General features: G+C 41.1%; 20 protein-coding genes. 1 reads left to right on the top strand and 19 read right to left on the bottom strand.

What is annotated here, in order from left to right; translation table 11 throughout:
- Positions 1 to 18 precede the first annotated feature (18 nt).
- Genes B4F91_RS13990 through B4F91_RS13920 form a run of 15 tightly spaced genes read right to left on the bottom strand, consistent with a single transcriptional unit; the run spans position 19 to position 12,709 of the window.
- On the bottom strand, positions 19 to 504 hold the full coding sequence (locus tag B4F91_RS13990) for an agglutinin biogenesis protein MshP (protein WP_286937751.1): 486 nt from the start codon (positions 502 to 504) through the stop codon (positions 19 to 21).
- Positions 494 to 1,333, bottom strand: coding sequence for a PulJ/GspJ family protein (locus tag B4F91_RS13985; protein WP_273609587.1), 840 nt, complete (start codon positions 1,331 to 1,333; stop codon positions 494 to 496). The genes B4F91_RS13990 and B4F91_RS13985 overlap by 11 nt, the downstream gene beginning before the upstream one ends.
- On the bottom strand, positions 1,333 to 1,875 hold the full coding sequence (locus tag B4F91_RS13980; protein WP_126005702.1) for a type IV pilus modification PilV family protein: 543 nt from the start codon (positions 1,873 to 1,875) through the stop codon (positions 1,333 to 1,335). The genes B4F91_RS13985 and B4F91_RS13980 overlap by 1 nt, the downstream gene beginning before the upstream one ends.
- On the bottom strand, positions 1,862 to 2,353 hold the full coding sequence (locus tag B4F91_RS13975) for a type IV pilin protein (protein ID WP_288635895.1): 492 nt from the start codon (positions 2,351 to 2,353) through the stop codon (positions 1,862 to 1,864). Before B4F91_RS13975 ends, B4F91_RS13980 begins: the two co-directional genes overlap by 14 nt.
- A gap of 8 nt (positions 2,354 to 2,361) precedes the next feature.
- On the bottom strand, positions 2,362 to 2,928 hold the full coding sequence (locus tag B4F91_RS13970; protein ID WP_054982904.1) for a prepilin-type N-terminal cleavage/methylation domain-containing protein: 567 nt from the start codon (positions 2,926 to 2,928) through the stop codon (positions 2,362 to 2,364).
- Positions 2,929 to 2,950: 22 nt separating this feature from the next.
- Positions 2,951 to 3,535: an agglutinin biogenesis protein MshB gene (locus tag B4F91_RS13965; protein WP_286937748.1), complete on the bottom strand. Its 585-nt coding sequence runs from the start codon at positions 3,533 to 3,535 to the stop codon at positions 2,951 to 2,953.
- Positions 3,536 to 3,540: 5 nt separating this feature from the next.
- Positions 3,541 to 4,758: a type II secretion system F family protein gene (locus B4F91_RS13960; protein WP_286937747.1), complete on the bottom strand. Its 1,218-nt coding sequence runs from the start codon at positions 4,756 to 4,758 to the stop codon at positions 3,541 to 3,543.
- On the bottom strand, positions 4,745 to 6,472 hold the full coding sequence (locus B4F91_RS13955) for a GspE/PulE family protein (RefSeq protein WP_273605492.1): 1,728 nt from the start codon (positions 6,470 to 6,472) through the stop codon (positions 4,745 to 4,747). Before B4F91_RS13955 ends, B4F91_RS13960 begins: the two co-directional genes overlap by 14 nt.
- A complete protein-coding gene (locus B4F91_RS13950) occupies positions 6,469 to 7,659 on the bottom strand; it encodes a tetratricopeptide repeat protein (protein WP_286937746.1) in 1,191 nt (396 codons plus the stop codon). The genes B4F91_RS13955 and B4F91_RS13950 overlap by 4 nt, the downstream gene beginning before the upstream one ends.
- Positions 7,656 to 8,558 carry an ExeA family protein gene (locus tag B4F91_RS13945; RefSeq protein ID WP_286937745.1) on the bottom strand — a complete coding sequence of 301 codons (903 nt, stop codon included), beginning with the start codon at positions 8,556 to 8,558 and terminating at the stop codon, positions 7,656 to 7,658. Before B4F91_RS13945 ends, B4F91_RS13950 begins: the two co-directional genes overlap by 4 nt.
- Positions 8,559 to 8,560: 2 nt before the next feature.
- Complete coding sequence (mshL, locus tag B4F91_RS13940; RefSeq protein ID WP_286937744.1) at positions 8,561 to 10,219, bottom strand: pilus (MSHA type) biogenesis protein MshL; 1,659 nt, start codon at positions 10,217 to 10,219, stop codon at positions 8,561 to 8,563.
- Positions 10,203 to 10,526, bottom strand: coding sequence for a mannose-sensitive agglutinin biogenesis protein MshK (locus B4F91_RS13935; RefSeq protein ID WP_004585744.1), 324 nt, complete (start codon positions 10,524 to 10,526; stop codon positions 10,203 to 10,205). The genes mshL and B4F91_RS13935 overlap by 17 nt, the downstream gene beginning before the upstream one ends.
- Positions 10,504 to 11,184 carry a hypothetical protein gene (locus B4F91_RS13930; protein ID WP_024032505.1) on the bottom strand — a complete coding sequence of 227 codons (681 nt, stop codon included), beginning with the start codon at positions 11,182 to 11,184 and terminating at the stop codon, positions 10,504 to 10,506. Before B4F91_RS13930 ends, B4F91_RS13935 begins: the two co-directional genes overlap by 23 nt.
- A complete protein-coding gene (locus tag B4F91_RS13925) occupies positions 11,181 to 11,780 on the bottom strand; it encodes a PilN domain-containing protein (RefSeq protein WP_286937743.1) in 600 nt (199 codons plus the stop codon). The genes B4F91_RS13930 and B4F91_RS13925 overlap by 4 nt, the downstream gene beginning before the upstream one ends.
- Complete coding sequence (locus tag B4F91_RS13920) at positions 11,777 to 12,709, bottom strand: hypothetical protein (protein ID WP_054982911.1); 933 nt, start codon at positions 12,707 to 12,709, stop codon at positions 11,777 to 11,779. Before B4F91_RS13920 ends, B4F91_RS13925 begins: the two co-directional genes overlap by 4 nt.
- 77 nt (positions 12,710 to 12,786) lie before the next feature.
- On the opposite strand from B4F91_RS13920, the gene B4F91_RS13915 reads away from it, so the two are divergent.
- Positions 12,787 to 13,695 carry a 1-aminocyclopropane-1-carboxylate deaminase/D-cysteine desulfhydrase gene (locus tag B4F91_RS13915; protein ID WP_286937742.1) on the top strand — a complete coding sequence of 303 codons (909 nt, stop codon included), beginning with the start codon at positions 12,787 to 12,789 and terminating at the stop codon, positions 13,693 to 13,695.
- A 138-nt stretch (positions 13,696 to 13,833) separates the two neighbouring features.
- Here the strand turns inward: B4F91_RS13915 and B4F91_RS13910 are convergent, their stop codons facing one another.
- The 4 genes from B4F91_RS13910 to arsH all read right to left on the bottom strand — a co-directional run bounded on the left by B4F91_RS13910 (position 13,834) and on the right by arsH (position 17,827).
- Positions 13,834 to 15,507, bottom strand: a complete 1,674-nt coding sequence (locus B4F91_RS13910; RefSeq protein ID WP_286937740.1) for an EAL domain-containing protein — start codon at positions 15,505 to 15,507, stop codon at positions 13,834 to 13,836.
- Between the two features lie 145 nt (positions 15,508 to 15,652).
- Entirely contained in the window at positions 15,653 to 16,069 is a 417-nt protein-coding gene (arsC, locus tag B4F91_RS13905) for an arsenate reductase (glutaredoxin) (protein WP_286937739.1), read from the bottom strand.
- 9 nt (positions 16,070 to 16,078) lie between these two features.
- Positions 16,079 to 17,095, bottom strand: coding sequence for an ACR3 family arsenite efflux transporter (gene arsB, locus B4F91_RS13900; RefSeq protein WP_064386234.1), 1,017 nt, complete (start codon positions 17,093 to 17,095; stop codon positions 16,079 to 16,081).
- A 9-nt stretch (positions 17,096 to 17,104) separates the two neighbouring features.
- Entirely contained in the window at positions 17,105 to 17,827 is a 723-nt protein-coding gene (arsH, locus tag B4F91_RS13895) for an arsenical resistance protein ArsH (RefSeq protein ID WP_024032512.1), read from the bottom strand.
- Positions 17,828 to 17,923: the final 96 nt, after the last annotated feature.

Genomic DNA, 17,923 nt, shown 5'->3' with positions numbered 1-17,923 from the left:
TACAGAGGGTATATTTGCTCATGGTAGTGTTTTAGCCTCCACACTTAGAGTACGTTGGGTTTGCCAATATTCCTTTTGACATGCTGCACCGGCAGCACAATCATTGGCGGCGCACGTTGCAGAGCTTTGTAAGTAGTAAATATTAACGGTGCCAGAGCGGGTGCTGCTATCGGGTAAGGCTATGTATTCACTACAGCTCAGTTCAACTTCACAATTGGCTAGATAGAGGGTGCTAAAACTCCTACTGGTGGTTACTGCACTACATGTTTGCGCAGTGCTATTTAGTGCAAAAATTTCGCTTAAGCCGGTTTCTAATCCGCTTTGGGCTGCCATGTAAGCGCGCGCGCCGTAATACTCAATGGTATTTTGCTGCGCCGCACCCGATAACACTTTAGAAAGCGCCAGCCCTAGTGCCAGCAAAGTGACACTGATCACCAACGTAATTATGAGCAAATTACCCTGCTGCTTTTTAGCAAAACTGATGTTTTTTATATTAAGGGACATTAGGCACATGCACCTCATGGCTAATACTTATTTGTTCGGTGTCGTTAAACCCCATTTGCGCAAACACATTAACAACCGCGCTGCGCTGTAGCGAAATCTCACTTAACGTAAAAAAGGCTCTGCTCGTTAAGTTATTGGCAATATAATTACTCATTAAATCGCGTTTAACGCCCGAGCTAACCTGTAAGCTGGCGGCGTTTAATTGATTTGTAGTAAAGCCGTAGTTGCTATAGCGATACAGTGAATTACCTTCTACACAAAAGCTAACGGGCTGATCTAATAAATAAAGACGCTTACTCGGTGACTCTTGAGCAAATGCTTTGCTAAATTGCCATGTATCTAGCTCACTTGTAACGGCGCTGTAGCCGCTAACTTGTAGGCGTTTGTTTTGACTTTCATCGTATATATCGCTGCTATTTAATGGATAAATACTTGCCCAATCGTTTATTTGTGGCTCAGTTAAATTATTAAGCGCAAAATTCACGGCGGTAATCTCAAAAGGGGCACTAGTGGGTAAGTAATCGGTATAATGAGTGGCAGATAAAAACGGCGTAAATTCTAAACATTGCTGCGTGCTACACGCTCCATTGCTGGCGTTATCACAATTTAAGCGCAGTGAGTTAGGGGTTGCATGGCGAAGCTCTTTACTTAATCGGGTTAAAACAAAGCGACTTTGCGCCACCGCTTCTTGGCGTTTCACACCTTGGCTGTAAATATTAAATCCGGCGCTAATAAACGAAAATGACGCTACGGCTAAAATGCCAATAATTACCATCACAAGTAATAGCTCAACTAAGGTAAAGCCACGCTTTTGCTTTGCTCTATTCATTAGTAATTACCTTTATATGCACTAAAGCCGTACACTTGCCCCAAGGGTGAGGTTACTTCAATGGTAATTCGTTTAAAGGCAACGCCATCGTTATTGGTCGCCTCGTTTAGGTCGCTGTCGTATTGCACGTTTACAGCCAGTGAAAAGTCGCTGTATTGCGCTAATGTATTCCCTAAACTATCACTAATAGGCTGCCCTGTGAGCGCAATGTAATCATCAACATCGTTAAAATTAGCCCGTGCTTCACCGCTATCAGCACCAAGCTCAGAATGAGTACTACAAGGCTGGGCCCCTAAGCTTGTTTCGGAGCAGCGCCTAAATGGTGGCGTGCGCTCGCTATGTTCATCAAATGATTTAGCTAATATTTCGTTCATTAATGCTTGCCCAAGCTCTGAGGCCCTGAGTGCGACAATAGGCTTGGCACTTTGTTTTGCTTGAGGTGCTATAAGCGCTGTAATGATACTTAGCGCAATAGCAAACATCACAATGCCAATAATCAACTCAATTAAGGTAAAACCTGATTGTATTTTAGGGGCAGGCATAAATAAGCCCTCCACCGCTAATGCACACCGCGGCTAGACCCAGGTCAATTTTACATTGTACTGTGCAATTTTGATCTGCTCGCCCAAGTGGGTCAAAGTTAATTTGCGTAAACACATTAGCATTACTATCTAAGGCATTAAATCGTACGTCGCTGCGCTCGGTATTTATAGCAACAACTAAATGCTCGCTATTATTGGTACTTGGGCCGCCAGTACAGGTTTCTGGCTCTGGCCCCGCAACCAAGGTAGGTGAAATATACAGTTTATGGCAGCTGCTTGTTGCAGTATTTTGCATCGCGCGTAATTGTACTGTGCGCAGGGCGTTTAATACCCTATCTCTGTATGAGTATGCTTGCTCTGTTGAACTTCCTAGCAACTTGGGCACTGCCGTTACCGACAGTATGCCCAAAATAACTAAAGTAATAATTAATTCAACCAGTGTGAAGCCACGCAATCGTTGATTACTACTGCTATTCATTTATGCAATTAACAGCCTTCTATAAAAAGCTCAACTTTAGGCGGCGTCACGTTCACTGGCCCAGTAGTCGCCGTTGCTTGAGTGTACTCAATACGACATTTGTCATCTGTAGTTGCATCCCCTGTTGCAGTATAGCTGTTTGGGTAAATAGTAACTTTTGGTACGGCACCAGCATCAGTAGTACCATTAGTACCATTAGACGTTTCTACAAGGTTAAAATCTGCAGAGTCATCAGATGCAAATTCTACATCTAAAAAAGCTTCAAAAGCTGCTTCTGTCGCTGCGGGGTAGCCATAAACAGTGGGGACGTCTGCACCACTATCTACAGAAACCAAATCAGCATCTTTTTTATGGGTACTTGCGATAATAGATTTACCATTAACGATGTTCATACCACTGCGAATTGAGCCTTGTAAACCTTCGAGTGTAGAAGCGTTAGCATCACCCTGCAGGTTTAAAAAACGAGGGGCAGCGGTCACCGCTAAAATACCTAAAATTACAATTACAATTATTAGTTCGACAAGCGTAAAACCTGCTTGCTTATTCATTGGTTGTTTTAATGACTGCGTTTTCATAAGTAAGCCTCTTTATAATTACTTAGTTTTTAAAAATTTGCACTTTGCCTGTTGTTGGAAAGTACGAAAACCCTACTTTTTTAGCCATAACGGCGCCATCGGTAGGTAGGTTATTGGTGTTTAAATTATGAGTTAAATAATAAATACACTGGTTGTTTTTAGTGTTATAACGCACTAAATAACTCACCTTGGTTATTATAGAAACCTCGGTGCTTAATGTGCTTGTAGGCGCATCTTGTAAAATTACCCTTAATACTTTTTGGCATTGCAGTGCAGTCATTGCGCTGGCCCGCGTATCAGTATTAGTCGTTTTATCACCCGTTGGTGTGCCTCTGTGTCCATCGACACCAACAATGACACCTCCGTAATTAATATGTGTTGTATTATTAACGCCCTTTGGACGCCCCGATAATTCCCACTGACCTTTGACCATCAACACCGCAGAGGCAAATCCACCAGCCACCACATCCACACTCGCATTGTGTGCCTGATCTTTAATGCCTATGTATTGAGGTATAGCAAAAACCATAATAACTGCCAGTAAAACAACTACTAAAACAAGCTCAAATAACGAAAAACCTGTTGCACGAACATGACAGTTAGTCACAATAGCTACCCTTTAATAGCCGACATCATGTTCCACATTGGCATAAAAATACCGAGTGCTAAAATAAGCACCATAATGGCAACAAACACCGTCAAAATGGGCTCTATTTTTGCGGTTAAACTGCGTAAATCGTAATCGACTTCTCGTTCATAAAAATCAGCCGCTTCTTGTAATAACTCATCTACGCGACCGGTTTCTTCACCCACTGCCACCATTTGCAGTACCAACTGTGAAAATAGCTGGCTACTTCGCGAAGCCCGCAACAAACTGTCGCCTTTTTCGATATCTTGACGCATGGTGATAATGGCTTTTTCCATGTAGCTGTTATCAACTGCATGGGCCGTTAACGACAGCCCTGTCGTCATAGGGACGCCCGAGCGCAGCACCATGGCTAAGCTTTGGCTATAACGGCCAAGTAAGGTGCGTTTTAAAATATCGCCTACAAATGGAATTTTGAGTTTGTGGTGATCCCACTTAAAGCGCCCAGCCGACGTATTTAAATACCGACGCCATGCAACGACTCCCCCCACTAACATTAGCGCTAGCAGCCACCAATAATTGACAAAAAAGTTACTGGTGCCAATGAGGATCTGGGTCATTAAAGGCAGCTCTGCATCAAACTTTTCGAACATGCTGGCAAAGGTTGGGATCACAAAAATATTTAATATGATCATCGCAACTAAAAGCGCCAAAATAACAAAAGTGGGGTAACGCATAGCGGCTTTTATGCGCTTACGAGTCTCTTGCTCTTTTTCAAAGTAAATAGCCAGCTGATAAAACGCATCTTCTAATCGTCCCGAGCCTTCTCCGACTTTAACCATAGAGATAGTTAAACGGCTAAACACCTTGTTATGTATAGCTAACGCACTAGATAGTTCACGGCCTTGTTCGAGCTGGCGTGTTACTTCAAGCAACACACTTTTAAACTCTTTATTTTGCGTGGTATCAGCAAGCCCTATCATTGCCCTAATAATGGGGATCCCGGCTTTAAGTAAAGAATACATTTGCCGTGAAAACATGATCATGTCATCAAGGGTTATTTTTTCGCTAAATAATTTATCGAATAACTTTATATTGTTTTTTGTTTCAACTAACGAAATTGAAATAGGTATGTACTGGCGCTTTAATAAGCTATCGGCAACACCGGCCTCATTATTTGCCTCAACACGCCCTTTAACCAGCGCACCTTTTGCGTCTTTGGCTTTGTAACTATAAAGCTGCATCGTCATCACCTACCACTTCAGGTACATATTCAGCCACTTTAAATACCTCATCTAACGAGGTAATGCCTTGCTTTGCATACGTTAAAGCCATATAAGAAAGCGGTGCAAAATTAGCGCTATTTTTAGCCGCTTCGGCAAAGCGCTGTGTGTCGTTAATACGCAGGGCATCCATCATAGCGTCGTTCATTTCTAACAGCTCAAAAATCCCCACCCTGCCTTTGTAGCCGCTATGGCTACATGCTGTGCAGCCTTGGCCTCGCCAAAACTGTGTGCTGCTAACATCTTCGCCTAAATACGTAAGCCAGCTTTGTTCTTGTTTATCTGGGTGATACGGTGTTTTACATTCATTGCAAATACGCCTAACTAAGCGCTGAGCAATAATAGCGCGTAGTGAGCTTGCAACTAGATAAGCGGGTGCTCCCATATCAATTAAGCGCATTGCGCTTGATATGGCATCGTTGGTATGTAACGTAGAAAGTACTAAATGGCCTGTTAATGCAGCCCTTAGGCCTATATCAACGGTTTCTTGGTCACGCATTTCGCCAACCATAATAATATCGGGATCTTGGCGTAACGTGGTTCTTAATACACTGGCAAAATTTAAGCCTATTTTATTGTTTATTTGCACCTGATTTACCCGCCCAATGCGGTATTCAACCGGATCTTCTACGGTAATAATTTTACTTTCTTGTTGGTTAAGCTCACTTAAAGCGCCATACAAGGTGGTCGTTTTTCCTGAGCCGGTAGGCCCAGTCACTAACACCATGCCATGAGGGCGTTTTATAATGCTGCGCAGGCGTTTTAAAATATGCACCGGCATGCCCGTTTCATCTAACGATAAAAGCCCTGCAGATTGGTCGAGCAACCGCATCACAACTGACTCGCCATATTGCACTGGCATTGTCGATAAACGTACATCAATGCTGTGCGCGTGCACTTTTATATTAAAACGGCCATCTTGCGGTAACCGCTTCTCCGATATATCTAACCCCGACATAAGCTTTAGCCTAAGTACTAAAGCAGAGGCTATTTTTACTTGGTTTAATGTGTGCTCTTGCAATACACCATCAACTCGTTGGCGAATGCGTAATAGCCTTTCATCGGGTTCTATGTGGATATCTGAGGCACGTACTTGTACTGCATCTTCAAATATAGATTGCAGTAGTTTTACTACGGTGGCGTCAGAGGTTTCATCTGCTAAGGAATTAAGATCAAACTCTTCTACGTCTTCGTATTCTTCGTGTAGCTTTTCAGCAAAGTTAGTAATCTCTTCTGTTCGGCGGTACACATTATCAAACGCTGCCATAAGCTGGCTTTCTTGCACAACAGCAAGCTCAATTCGCTTAGGGGCTAGCATTGGCGCTAACTGATCCAATGCTCTCAAATCAGCGGGGTCACTCATTCCGACTAACACAGAATCACCGTTATCTTCTATTACTAATGCTCGGTAGCGCCTGGCATAAACCTCTGAAAGTAATTTAGATACATCTGAAGATATTTTGCGCTGCGAAATATCTAAAAACGGTATTTGTAATTGTTGAGCTAAAAAGCGCAATAATTGCGGCTCACTTATAAACTCAAGCGCAATTAATGTAGCCCCTAGCTTTCGCCCTGACGCAGCTTGCACATTAAGTGCTTCGCTTAGCTGCGCTTCGGTGATCATTTGCTCATGAACGAGTAAGTCCCCTAAGCGCATTTTTAAACTGGGTCTCATACAGCCTCCTTCAATGCGACTAAGCGCTGTATTGCATGTTGCGTCATTGCGGCATTTAAACCGCCTAAATCTAGGGCAACTTTATAAAGGTGCTTTGCATCAGCAAATTCCCCCAACGCATCTTTTGAAGTAGCTAACGCCAGCCACCACTTAGCCTGCTGAGGCTGAAGCTGTGTAAGCTGTGTAAAACTCGCAAGCGCTATTTGATGTTGCTGCGCATTTTGTGCTGCAGTGCCTTTTAATACCCAAAACTCCAAGTTTGCTTGCGGCTCAAGTTCGGCTATAAGCAGTTTAAGCACGCCTTCGTACTCTTGTTGCATAATTAAAATTTTACTGAGCATTACGCGCCACTGCACAACCTCAGGGTTTATTTTTATGCCAGCAACTAATAACTGCTGAGCCATAAGTACATCTTGTTGCTGAAAATACGTTGCCGCGAGTAGATTACGCGCTTCTATATGCTCAGGTTGTGTTTGTAAAATAGCGGTTAAATCGTTAATCGCATCATCATATAGAGCAAATTCCAACGCTTGTTTAGCACGCTTTAATTGCTGTGCTATGCGCTGGGCTTTGCTTTGTTTAACACTGGCAGTTTTTACTAATTTATTTTCAGTGGGCGGCTGCTCAGCCTGTGTAATGCTTTTTACTGGTGCACTGCTTTTTGCTTCAACTGGGGCATTTATTTCTGTGCTAGTGGCTACTTTAGCGCTTGCTTCTGTGGGGCTTGCTTTTTTGCTCAGTAGCGCGGCTTTGTCTGTAGCGTGTTGCTGTATTACTTCGTCTTTTGCCTGATTAGGCAATGCGTTATTGCTTTGTACCTGCCCCAGCTCTTTTTGCGTATCTGCATTAATATGAGCTGCTTTAGCGCCAGTGTTTTCTTCGCTTAATTGTTTTAAGGGCTTAATTACGGGGGTAATTTTAGCTTGGGCAATTTCAATCGGCTGGCTGTTATTATTAACCGCATATGCTTTTTCAGCCGTGTCGCTACTCGCTTGTGGTGCCTGTGCAAAAGGTAAATAAAGGTAGGCTGTAAAAATTAGTACAATCGCTAATAAAACACTCAGCACTTTAAATAATACATCGTGGTAGTCGCGTACAGGGGGAATAGCGACCCCGCCACTTTGCTGATTACGCTGTGCAGTTTGGCGCTGGTCGATATTTTTTAGCATGTTATTAATAACACTCATAACCATTGCCTCCATACCCACATAATTGCAATAACAAAAACACCAATAGCTAATAAGCTGTAAGCCCAGTAATGGTTAGCATGGTGCTTTTTGCAATCTTCGGTGTCTGCAATGGCAAGATGTATATGGCGCGGCGTTACTTTTTTAAGGCCTTCACCGTATGCCTGCAGTAAAACTTTATGGCATAAAATATTGACCAAACGGGGAATTCCTCGACTCGCACGCGCTATTTTTAACCCTAAACGATTAGTAAATAGTGGTGGCTGATTAAAGCCTGCCACCTGTAAACGGTGATTAATATAATAAATAACTTCACTGGCGGTCATTGCACGCAATGAATAGGAAAAACTGATCCGCTGGCGTAGTTGCCTCACTTTACTATTAGCAAGTTTTTCATCTAATTCAGGTTGGCCAAATAGCACCACCTGAATAAGCTTTTCGGTTTCGGTTTCTAGGTTTGTAAATAATCGAAGCGCTTCAAGTGTATCCCAACTCAGGCACTGCGCTTCATCTATCAGTAATACAACCCGTTCGTTATCTTCTTGCAGCTCTAATAAGTAATGGTTTATTTGCTGACTCAACGATTGCTGATCTAGGCTTTTATCTACCTCCATGCCAAGTTCTACAGCAATAGCCCAACGTAATTCTTCAGGGCTTAAATAAGAATTAGGTAAATAAGCCACAAAGTAGTCTTCTTCAATTTGATTTAAAAGTTTTCTGCATAGTAAGGTTTTGCCTGTCCCTACTTCTCCTGTTACTTTTATAAATCCCTCCCCCATTTCTAGCGCTGTGGTAAGTACTTGCATCGCTTCGTGGTGCGGCTCAAGTGCACAAAAAAACTCGGTGTTTGGGGTTAAGGTGAAAGGCATTTCACTTAAATTAAAAAAGCTCAAATACATAGTTAGTTCTCATACCATGTATTTAACAGCGCGCGGCTATGAGCTTGTTGCTTTTTCCACGTGTCGGGCATCACCACCGTTGGCTTGATTAAAATAACGAGCTCTTTTTTCTCTTGGCGCTTACTAATACTTTTAAACAAGTTACCTAATATTGGCACATCGCCCAAAATAGGTGTTTTCGATTCTTCATCTTCCGTGGTGGTTTGCATTAACCCACCAATTACGACTATTTCCCCACTTTGAGCGCGGATCACCGTATCAGATTCGCGAATATTACTTTGTGCAAGCGGCAACTCAAAACGCTGATCATCTAATGTAATCACCTTGAGCTGCTCTTCTGTTTCAGTTACCGATGGGTGAACGTGCAAAATAACTGAGCCATATTTATCAATTTGTGGTGTAACATCTAAGGCAATTCCCGAAAAAAACGGAGTTAAATCTATTTCTGGTGACGTAGTCGTTGAAGTGCCCGTTACTGTTGTGCTCGAAACGTTAGTAACAAAGTACTCATCTTGCCCCACTTTAATCACGGCTTTTTGATTGTTTGTTGCAGTTACACGCGGGTTAGAAAGCATTTGCAGGTCGCCCTGCGTTTCAAGCAAACTAATTACGCCGCTAAAGTCGCCTTTTTCAATCGTTAACGAGGAGACCCCTCCTAAAGTAGCTGAAATAGAATTACCTATGCTGCCTGCTGTAGTTGCAAACGACACCCCACCTTCTAACCCTCTAGAAATTCGCTCCCAATTAACCCCTTGTTGGTATTCATCTTTTAAGGTTATTTCGACAATTTTAGCCTCAAGAATAACTTGTCGCTGAAGGTTTTCTTGGCTTTGACGTAAAAAGTCTTTTAACTGGTTTATTTCACTTGGTAATGCATTAACCGTAACCAAGCTTGCCTGTGGGCTGGCAACCACATAACGGCCATCGTTTGAACCAATAAGCGATTTAAGAGCAAGCTCAAGTTCCTTCCAAAAGTCGTTTTGGTTAATTGTTTGGATGCGAGAGCCATTTAGCTCGGTATTTTGATTATCGCTGCCAAACTGATTATTTTGGCTTGAATTATTACTACTGTTTGAGCTTGAATTTGAACTTGAGTTGTTTTGTGAAAACTGGCTCACTCCACCAGCAACAACACTTACCGTTGATTGCCCATGGCGCTGCATCATTAAATAATTAACCGGTATAGTTTCTGTGCGCATGACCGCTGGCAACACCTGCACAATACGACCTTCTTGGACAATATCTAACGGGTACATGCGTTTAATAACAGCTATAACTTCTTCAAACGTTACGTTTTTTAAATTTAAAGAAATAACTCCGCTCACTTGTGGGTGTACTGCCACGCTGTATGGAGTATCAGCAGTTAATCCATTAAAAAATGAGCTTATTTCTACCTCTTTTGCGGCTACATCAAAACGCTTTACAGCTAACTCATTTGTTAAACTTTGCTCGTTATTAAGTGACGAAAGTAAGCTTTGTGTAAGCGCGCTACTCACCTCTACCGGGGCAACACTTTTAGCATTGTTGCTTATAGGAGTAAGCTCTTGTGCTATGTGTGGCTGAATCTCTTTTCCGGGCTTAAAACTATGGCACGCCGTTAAAAAAGGCGGTATTAAAATAAGCGCAAGCCATGGCTTTGTTATATTATTTTTTAATTTCATAGTCGTATAATTCTAATTTTATTTGCTTATCATCATTCGCTAACAACACTGAATTGGCGTTTATTGTTAGCACCCGAAATTCACCTATTACATCTCCTGGCTTATACACCTGCTTAGAAATAATCGCTTTGTATTGCTTTTCGGTTTTAATAATTGACTGTAACGACAGCGCTGTATTGCTAACTGCAGCGCCTTTTAGTATTGGTGCATTGCTTGGCTGAGTAGGATCGCGCAGTATTTCAGCTGAACTAACAGAAAAAAAACACACGCAACATACAGACAAACTATAAAGCGATAAATTTTTCATTGGCACTCACCGTTGCTATTTGTAATGTTAACTCTGCATTAGGGTATGTTTGCACCTGATAGTTAAACTGCTGTATTAACAACTTTTGTTGGCTAGCTTTAAGGCCTTCTAAATACTGCTGCAAGCTAAAATAACGCCCCTGCAAAGTAACCACCATTTGGTGTTCGAAAAACAAGGTTTGCGTATCGTGCTCACCGAGTTTTTCTACATCAATTGCTTTTGCTGGGTTTACTCTAAAGCCAACCACTTGCACATCGGGGGTATTTACTAATAAATCCTTTAATACAGCAGGTACTTTGTTTGCTGAAATAAAGCCTTGGCTAAACGTGCTTAACTTATTATTTATATCTTCTAGCTCGCGCTGGGTTTGCCCTACCTGATTTCTAAGTACTTTTGTGTAGTCATGCTCTAATGCCTGGGTAAGCATAGAGAGCTGTGCTTCATTTTGATTGAGTTTTTGCCACAATGTATTTTGTTCAACGCGTAAACTATTTACTGCATCTTGCTGTGGAAACACCACAAACCATAAACCTAAATAAACAATAAGAAACAAGCCAACAAACAGTACAGAATACTTTTCCCGCTGCTGTAATGCCGCAAATTGTGCTTGGTATTTAACGAATAATGGCCAGCCTTTATTTTCATTTTGCTCATTCATTGTGCTACCTCACTTGAACTAAGTTCTGTAGCCACATTAAACTCGCTCATGCCATCACTGCTCGACAGCTCCAGCACTGAAAACTCCTTCCCCTTAAAAAAGCTCGATTGCTTGAGATTAGCAAGCCAAATAGGTAAAAATTTGGCTTGCTGAGTACGCCCTTTGAGCATTACTTTTTGGCCTTCAAATTTTATCTGATCAAGCCAAATTTGCGGTTCGTGGTACGCTGCCAAATCGCGCATTACATCGGCATAATCCGTTTTCGTGTGCATGGATGTGTTTTCTAAATAATCAAACACCTGCTGTTTATGCAAAATTTCTTGTTGCAGTACTTTTAGCTCATCTATCAAATGCGATTTATTTTGTTTATCAGCTAATTGCTGCTTTACCACGTTTAATTGCTGCTGCGTTTGCTTTAGATAAGCTTGGCTTTGTGTAAGTAATTGCTGGCTATTGTGCTCTTCGTATAAATAAAACAACCAAGTTAATGCAACCACTAACAATGTACCTAGCCACAGCAACAGCATTCCTTTAAAGGGCACGGGGTCGCGCCTAACCCTAATGGCTTTTTGGTAAAAATTAATCCGTGTTTTCATAGTACTGAATCCGGATCAGTTAATTGATACGCTGCGCCTAATGCGTAATAAAAGCTTGGTTCGAGATCCTGTGCTAAATCTATATTAGGTTTAAAATCAACAACCTTTACTTGCAAAAATTCTGCAAGGCCAGCCCTTAATGTTAAAGACGATAAATCATCGCAATGCAGCTGAATGCTTCTGATAGGTGGCTGTTTTAGTTGGCTTTCAAAAAAATCCATTGATCGTTGGATCTCAAGCCCTAAGGCTTCAACCAAACCGTGTGTGCGCTCTTTATCTGAAATGCCTAAAAACCCGTTTAAACGCCTGGCTAATAAAAGCTGACCATCACGAATAATTAAAATACGCGGCTCATGCCCTGCATGTTGCACTATAAGCATGTGCGCGCTTTTATCTTCGCCAAACAAGGTCACTAAAATCATTTCTTCTGAGGTCATTGCTCTGAGCACAGGCTTTATTTTTGAAAAGCTATCAATAAAAGGCAGCAACTGTAGTTTATTAGTAATAAACACATTCATTTTACTGCTTTGCATAGGCTGAATAATGGGGTAATCGATAAAGTCGGCAACAATGTTCTCTGGTGGAATATCAACTAAGTCTTTTGTTGTCCATGGTAGGGATTGAATGATCTCTTCGTCACTCAGCATGGGTTTATCCATTTGCACTATTTGATAAAAATAATGAGGAACCACTAAATTTACAGGGCACACCTCAGCGCAAACTTCATTTGTGCAAGTTGCAATAGCGACTGTATAATCCGTTTGGTCCTCTACATTCACACTGTGTGAGTTATGTACGTACCACTGCCCTTGATTTTTTTTTAAACACACCGCGTTTACTGTATCTGCATAAGTAGCAATACCAATCGCTGTGCTTGAGTCTAAACTGCGATTTAACCAAGATAACAACGAAAACAGCTTTTTTTTCATATAGCTACTATTGTTAATAAGAGATTAACTAAGTGTCGTACAAGTTTTTTAGTTTGCAAGTTTAAACACGAGAAATAATGCTTAATTTATTTAATATTGAAAAAGAAAGTCCAATACAACAAATAGATAGCGACTGTCTAAAAAAGAGAAACATACGGTTAAGTGTAAAAAGAGATGACTTACTTCACCCACTAATAAGTGGTAACAAATGGCGTAAGCTAAAATATAATTTACAGCAAATGCAAGCCCTTAATAAAACACAACTCCTCACCTTTGGGGGGGCTTTTTCTAATCATGTTCACGCCTGTGCTGGGGCGGGTAAACTATTTAATATAAAAACCCACGCCATAATTAGAGGGCCACACTTAGATTCTCAAAACCCCACCCTGCAATTTGCTAAACAGTGTGCAATGGATTTACATGCGGTTACTCGTATTGAATATAAGCAGCGCCATGACCCAGATTATTTAGCCCAGTTGCAAGCACGCTTTATGCACGCCTATATAATTCCAGAAGGTGGAAGTAATACATACGCCCTGCCTGGGTGTGCTGAGCTTGCTAAAAGCTTACCAAAACATGATTACTTAGTATGCCCCACAGGAAGTGGAGGAACTCTTGCAGGCTTAATTGAAGGTAGCCATGAGGCCACACAGCTGTTAGGAATTGCGGTATTAAAACAAGCTGAGTACTTGAACAAAGAAATTACAGCACTCAGTAAAAAAGCAGCTCAGCAATCCAATTGGCAGCTACTTACTGAGTTTCATGATGGCGGTTATGGCAAATTTAGTAATGACTTATGGCTGTTTTGCCAACGCATGCAACAGCAACATAACTTACCTCTTGAACCTATATACAGCGGTAAAATGATGTATGCACTATGGCGGCTTATCGAGCAAGATTACTTTGCTGCTGGTAGTCATATAATGGCTATTCATACAGGCGGTTTACAGGGGCTCAATGGGCTAAAATATCGTGGCCTGATTTAAGGCTATTAACCTCAGGGCATTAAAACATGCTTACTTAAGGCCAGTTTAACCACGGTACAGTGTGTAACCTAGTGAGCTCTACAACCACTGCTAAAGTGGCCCTTTTGGCTGCGCTTAGCTTAAAAGGATTAACTGGCCTTAGTAAAACGTGGCATGTGTGTATTCTTGCAAGGGCTCAGAAAAGTAAAAACCTTGTGCGGCAACTACGCCTAGTTTAGCCAACATAAGTAGCTCTTTTTGGGTTTCTACACCCACCGCGTACACAGGTATATTGAGCAACTTGCTTTGCGCCACAATGTTTTTAACTTGTTTTTGCTGTTGTGTTTTTTCATCCACATTATGAACAAGCGGATACCCTAGTTTAATACCGCTAACTAATTTTTGAGAAGCAATTTGGTTAATGTGCTCCACATTCTGTACATTATCAATCACCAGCAAACTTTGTAGGGCCGTCAGTTTTTCAAAGGCACCTGCTAGTTGCGCTTGGTACTTAATAAAGTCTGCTTCGCTAATTTCAAACTGTAATTTTCGCTTTGTCGTAAAACCTTTCATATTGGTGACAAACCAGCTCCAAAACTGCTCGTTAAACCAATTACTTATATGCAAATTAACGCTCACCGTTAGAGCACTGGGCTCAGCTAAAATAAGCTTTTTAACTTGAAGTAGCACCGCTTTATCTAACTCAAATGCTTGGTGATTGTTAAAGTCTTGATTAATAAAGTAACGCGCAGCTAATAAACCGTGCGGTTGCTGCCTAATTCTTATTAGCACTTCATGTTGTACAATATCGCCGCTGGTGATAACAAATAACGGTTGAAAGAATAAGATAAATTTATTCTTTTTAATATTTTCAATAACCTGCTTACTTGAAATTAAGTTCCCTTGCTCGTGCTGTAACGCGAGCCTATGCCAGTGCTGAATTAAGCTTTTTTCTGAAAATACTAAGGCCGACTTAGCGAGTTTAAAAATAACGGGTTGCTCAGTCGCATATCGATAATCGCACAGTCCAACCTTTATGTTTTTACGCGTTACTGTGCTTCGATAACGCTTACAAATTTGATAAACGCATTCGTGTAGGCTTTCACTATATGTATCTAGCTTTGCTACGGGGATATTATTTAAAGTAATAGCAAGGTTGTTAGCATCAAATACATTAACTGATACTGCAGGAAGCTCTTTAAAATATTTTGCTATTAATACCTTAAAGCTTGCTTGGGTATCGGTATTTTCATCAAACACACAATCACATTTCACTATGGCAAATAAGCTATGACGCGCTGCACTAACACCGTACATAGACTTTACTTCGCAGTTTAATGTGGTTATTTGCGTAGAAAGTTTTTTTGCTGCTTTAGTTTTGCTGTAAGGCAATGGCAGGTTCGCTGCCGGTTTTTTTACTAATACTTTCCACCATCTAACCCACCAGCTAGTGGCACCTAATATAATGATATTTAATAGTAAAAATAAGTAAGCTTGCTCCACCCAGGCAGGCCAGTGGTATAAACTTATGCTGAGCGTTTTATAGCTAAATACATCGTGCTGTATATCAACTAAGTATTTGAAGTGTTCGGCATTTGAGTGTGCAGCCAGCATAAAGCCCTTACTTTGCACCAATGCCTGCACTATTTCTTTATCGGCATTGGCATTAATTTGCAGCTCAAAAATTTGCTGTGTTAACTGCTGACCATTTTTATGAATTTTTTTATGGAGCGTATCATTTAAAAGCACATTAAAAATAATTACCACCAGTGTGAAACTGGTTAAGTAAATTATTTTTTTTTGCTCAGCAATTTTTATTAAGGCTTTATGCATAGTGCTCTCTGTGGCAACGCGACTATTTAAAGTGTTGTTCAAAATAGTCATTAGCACAAGCAGGCAAAGCAAGTTTAAATGTTTATAATTTTGCTAAACAAAAAAACCCCGTGTAAACGGGGTTTTGGCAAATAGTTTATTACTTTTAGGGTTGCTCGCCCTGCGCGTTTAATATCATTTCGCCGTCTTCTTTGTATAGCTCGCCTTTAGGCCATTGCGCTAACAACGTTAAAACTTGCTCACTAGGGCGACATAGCTTAACCCCTTTTTCGGTGCACACTATAGGTCTATTAACCAGTATAGGGTGCTCAAGCATGGCCTCTAAAATAGCTTCGTCTGTTACATTTTCATTCAACAAGCCTAGTTCTTCAGCAGGCGATTTACTCACTCTCAACGCTGTTTTTGGTGTTAAGTTTGCTGCGGCAAATAACGCTAACAATTGAGATTTTGTCCAGCCCTCTTTAAGGTATTCAATAACCGTGGGGTTATAACCAGCGGCTTTAATAATCTGCAATACATTGCGCGATGTACCACAATCAGGATTATGATGAATAACGACCATGACACTCTCCTAGTTAAACCAATGACGCGTTTTATTAGCAAAATAAACTAAGCTAAGCATAACGGGTACTTCAACAAGAACGCCCACAACGGTGGCAAGCGCAGCACCAGAGTGCAAACCAAATAATGAAATGGCTACGGCAACAGCGAGTTCAAAAAAGTTAGAAGTTGCAATCATGCAAGCTGGAGCTGCAATATTATGAGCTAGGCCCATTTTTTTTGCGGCTATATAGGCTATTGCAAAAATACCGTACGTTTGAATAAGCAGCGGAATAGCAATCAATACAATGGCTTCTGGATTATCTATTAATGTTTGAGACTGAAAACCAAATAAAAGTGCCACCGTTGCCAGTAAGCCAATTATAGAATACGGTTTCATTACCTTTAAAAAGTGATTTAACCGTGTGTGATCTTCACCTTCATCTAACTTTTTGCGGGTAATAGCGCCTGCTATTAATGGAATAAGTACATACAAAACCACCGAGAGTAATAACGTGTCCCACGGTACCGTTATGTCTGTTACCCCTAGTAATAAACCTGCTATGGGCGCAAAGGCAAATATCATAATAATATCGTTGATAGATACCTGCACTAACGTGTAATTAGCATCACCTTTTGTTAATTGGCTCCACACAAACACCATTGCAGTACATGGTGCTACTCCTAATAAAATCATACCGGCTATGTATTCTGTTGCCGTTTGTGGGTCAACAAAGTCTGCAAAAATGCCTTTAAAAAATAACCACCCTAGTAAGGCCATGGTAAAGGGCTTTATGAGCCAGTTGATAACAACTGTCAGTACTAAGCCTTTAGGCTTTTTGCCTACATCTTTAATAGAAGAGAAGTCAATTTGCACCATCATTGGGTAAATCATAAACCAAATGAGTACAGCGATGACAATATTAACATGTGCATATTCTAAGCTTGCAACAACACTAAATACATCGGGTACGGTGTAACCGGCGACAATCCCTACCGCGATTGCCAGCGCAACCCACACCGATAAAAAGCGTTCAAATAACCCCACAGTAACCTCCTAAATGTCTTTTTGATTTACGCGTTTACTGAGCTGCTCTGCTGTTTCTACTCGCTCAGAGTATCTATCAACAAAGTAATCTTTTTGGTCGCGCATTAATAAGGTAAATTTTACGAGCTCTTCCATTACATCCACAATTCGATTGTAAAAAGCAGAAGGCTTCATTCGGCCATTCTCTTCAAATTCTAAAAACGCTTTAGGCACCGATGACTGATTAGGTATTGTTACCATGCGCATCCAGCGCCCTAATACGCGTAACTGATTAACCACATTAAATGACTGTGAACCACCACAAACCTGCAGCACAGCCAGCGTTTTACCTTGTGTAGGCCTTACGCCACCCAGGTTTAATGGAACCCAATCAATCTGGTTTTTAAATACACTCGTCATAGCACCGTGTCGCTCCGGCGAGCACCATACTTGCCCTTCAGACCAGAGCATTAAATCACGTAGCTCTTGCACCTTAGGGTGCGTCTCATCTTCACTATCTGTTATGGGTAAACCTTCAGGGTTAAATATTTTAACCTCAGCGCCAAAGTGGGTTAGCAAGCGTGCACTTTCTTCTATAACTAACTTGCTATATGAGCGAGCTCTTAGCGATCCGTATAACAATAAGATTTTAGGTTTATGAGATGAAAACGTTAGCGTGAAATCCTTAACGGTAGGCGGAGTGCTTTGTGAAAGTTCTAAATTAGGTAGCTCGTGTTCAATTGATTTACTCATAATCCTTAACCTTGTAGTTCTATAGCGAACTAAACATATATGAAAAAACGAATATATGAAATTTCACATATTAAAAGGTGTGAGTCAAACCCTATT

Source organism: Pseudoalteromonas sp. UBA6610, assembly GCF_002433295.1.
Taxonomy (GTDB): Bacteria; Pseudomonadota; Gammaproteobacteria; order Enterobacterales; family Alteromonadaceae; genus Pseudoalteromonas; species Pseudoalteromonas atlantica.
This window is presented reverse-complemented; position numbering and strand designations above follow the sequence as displayed.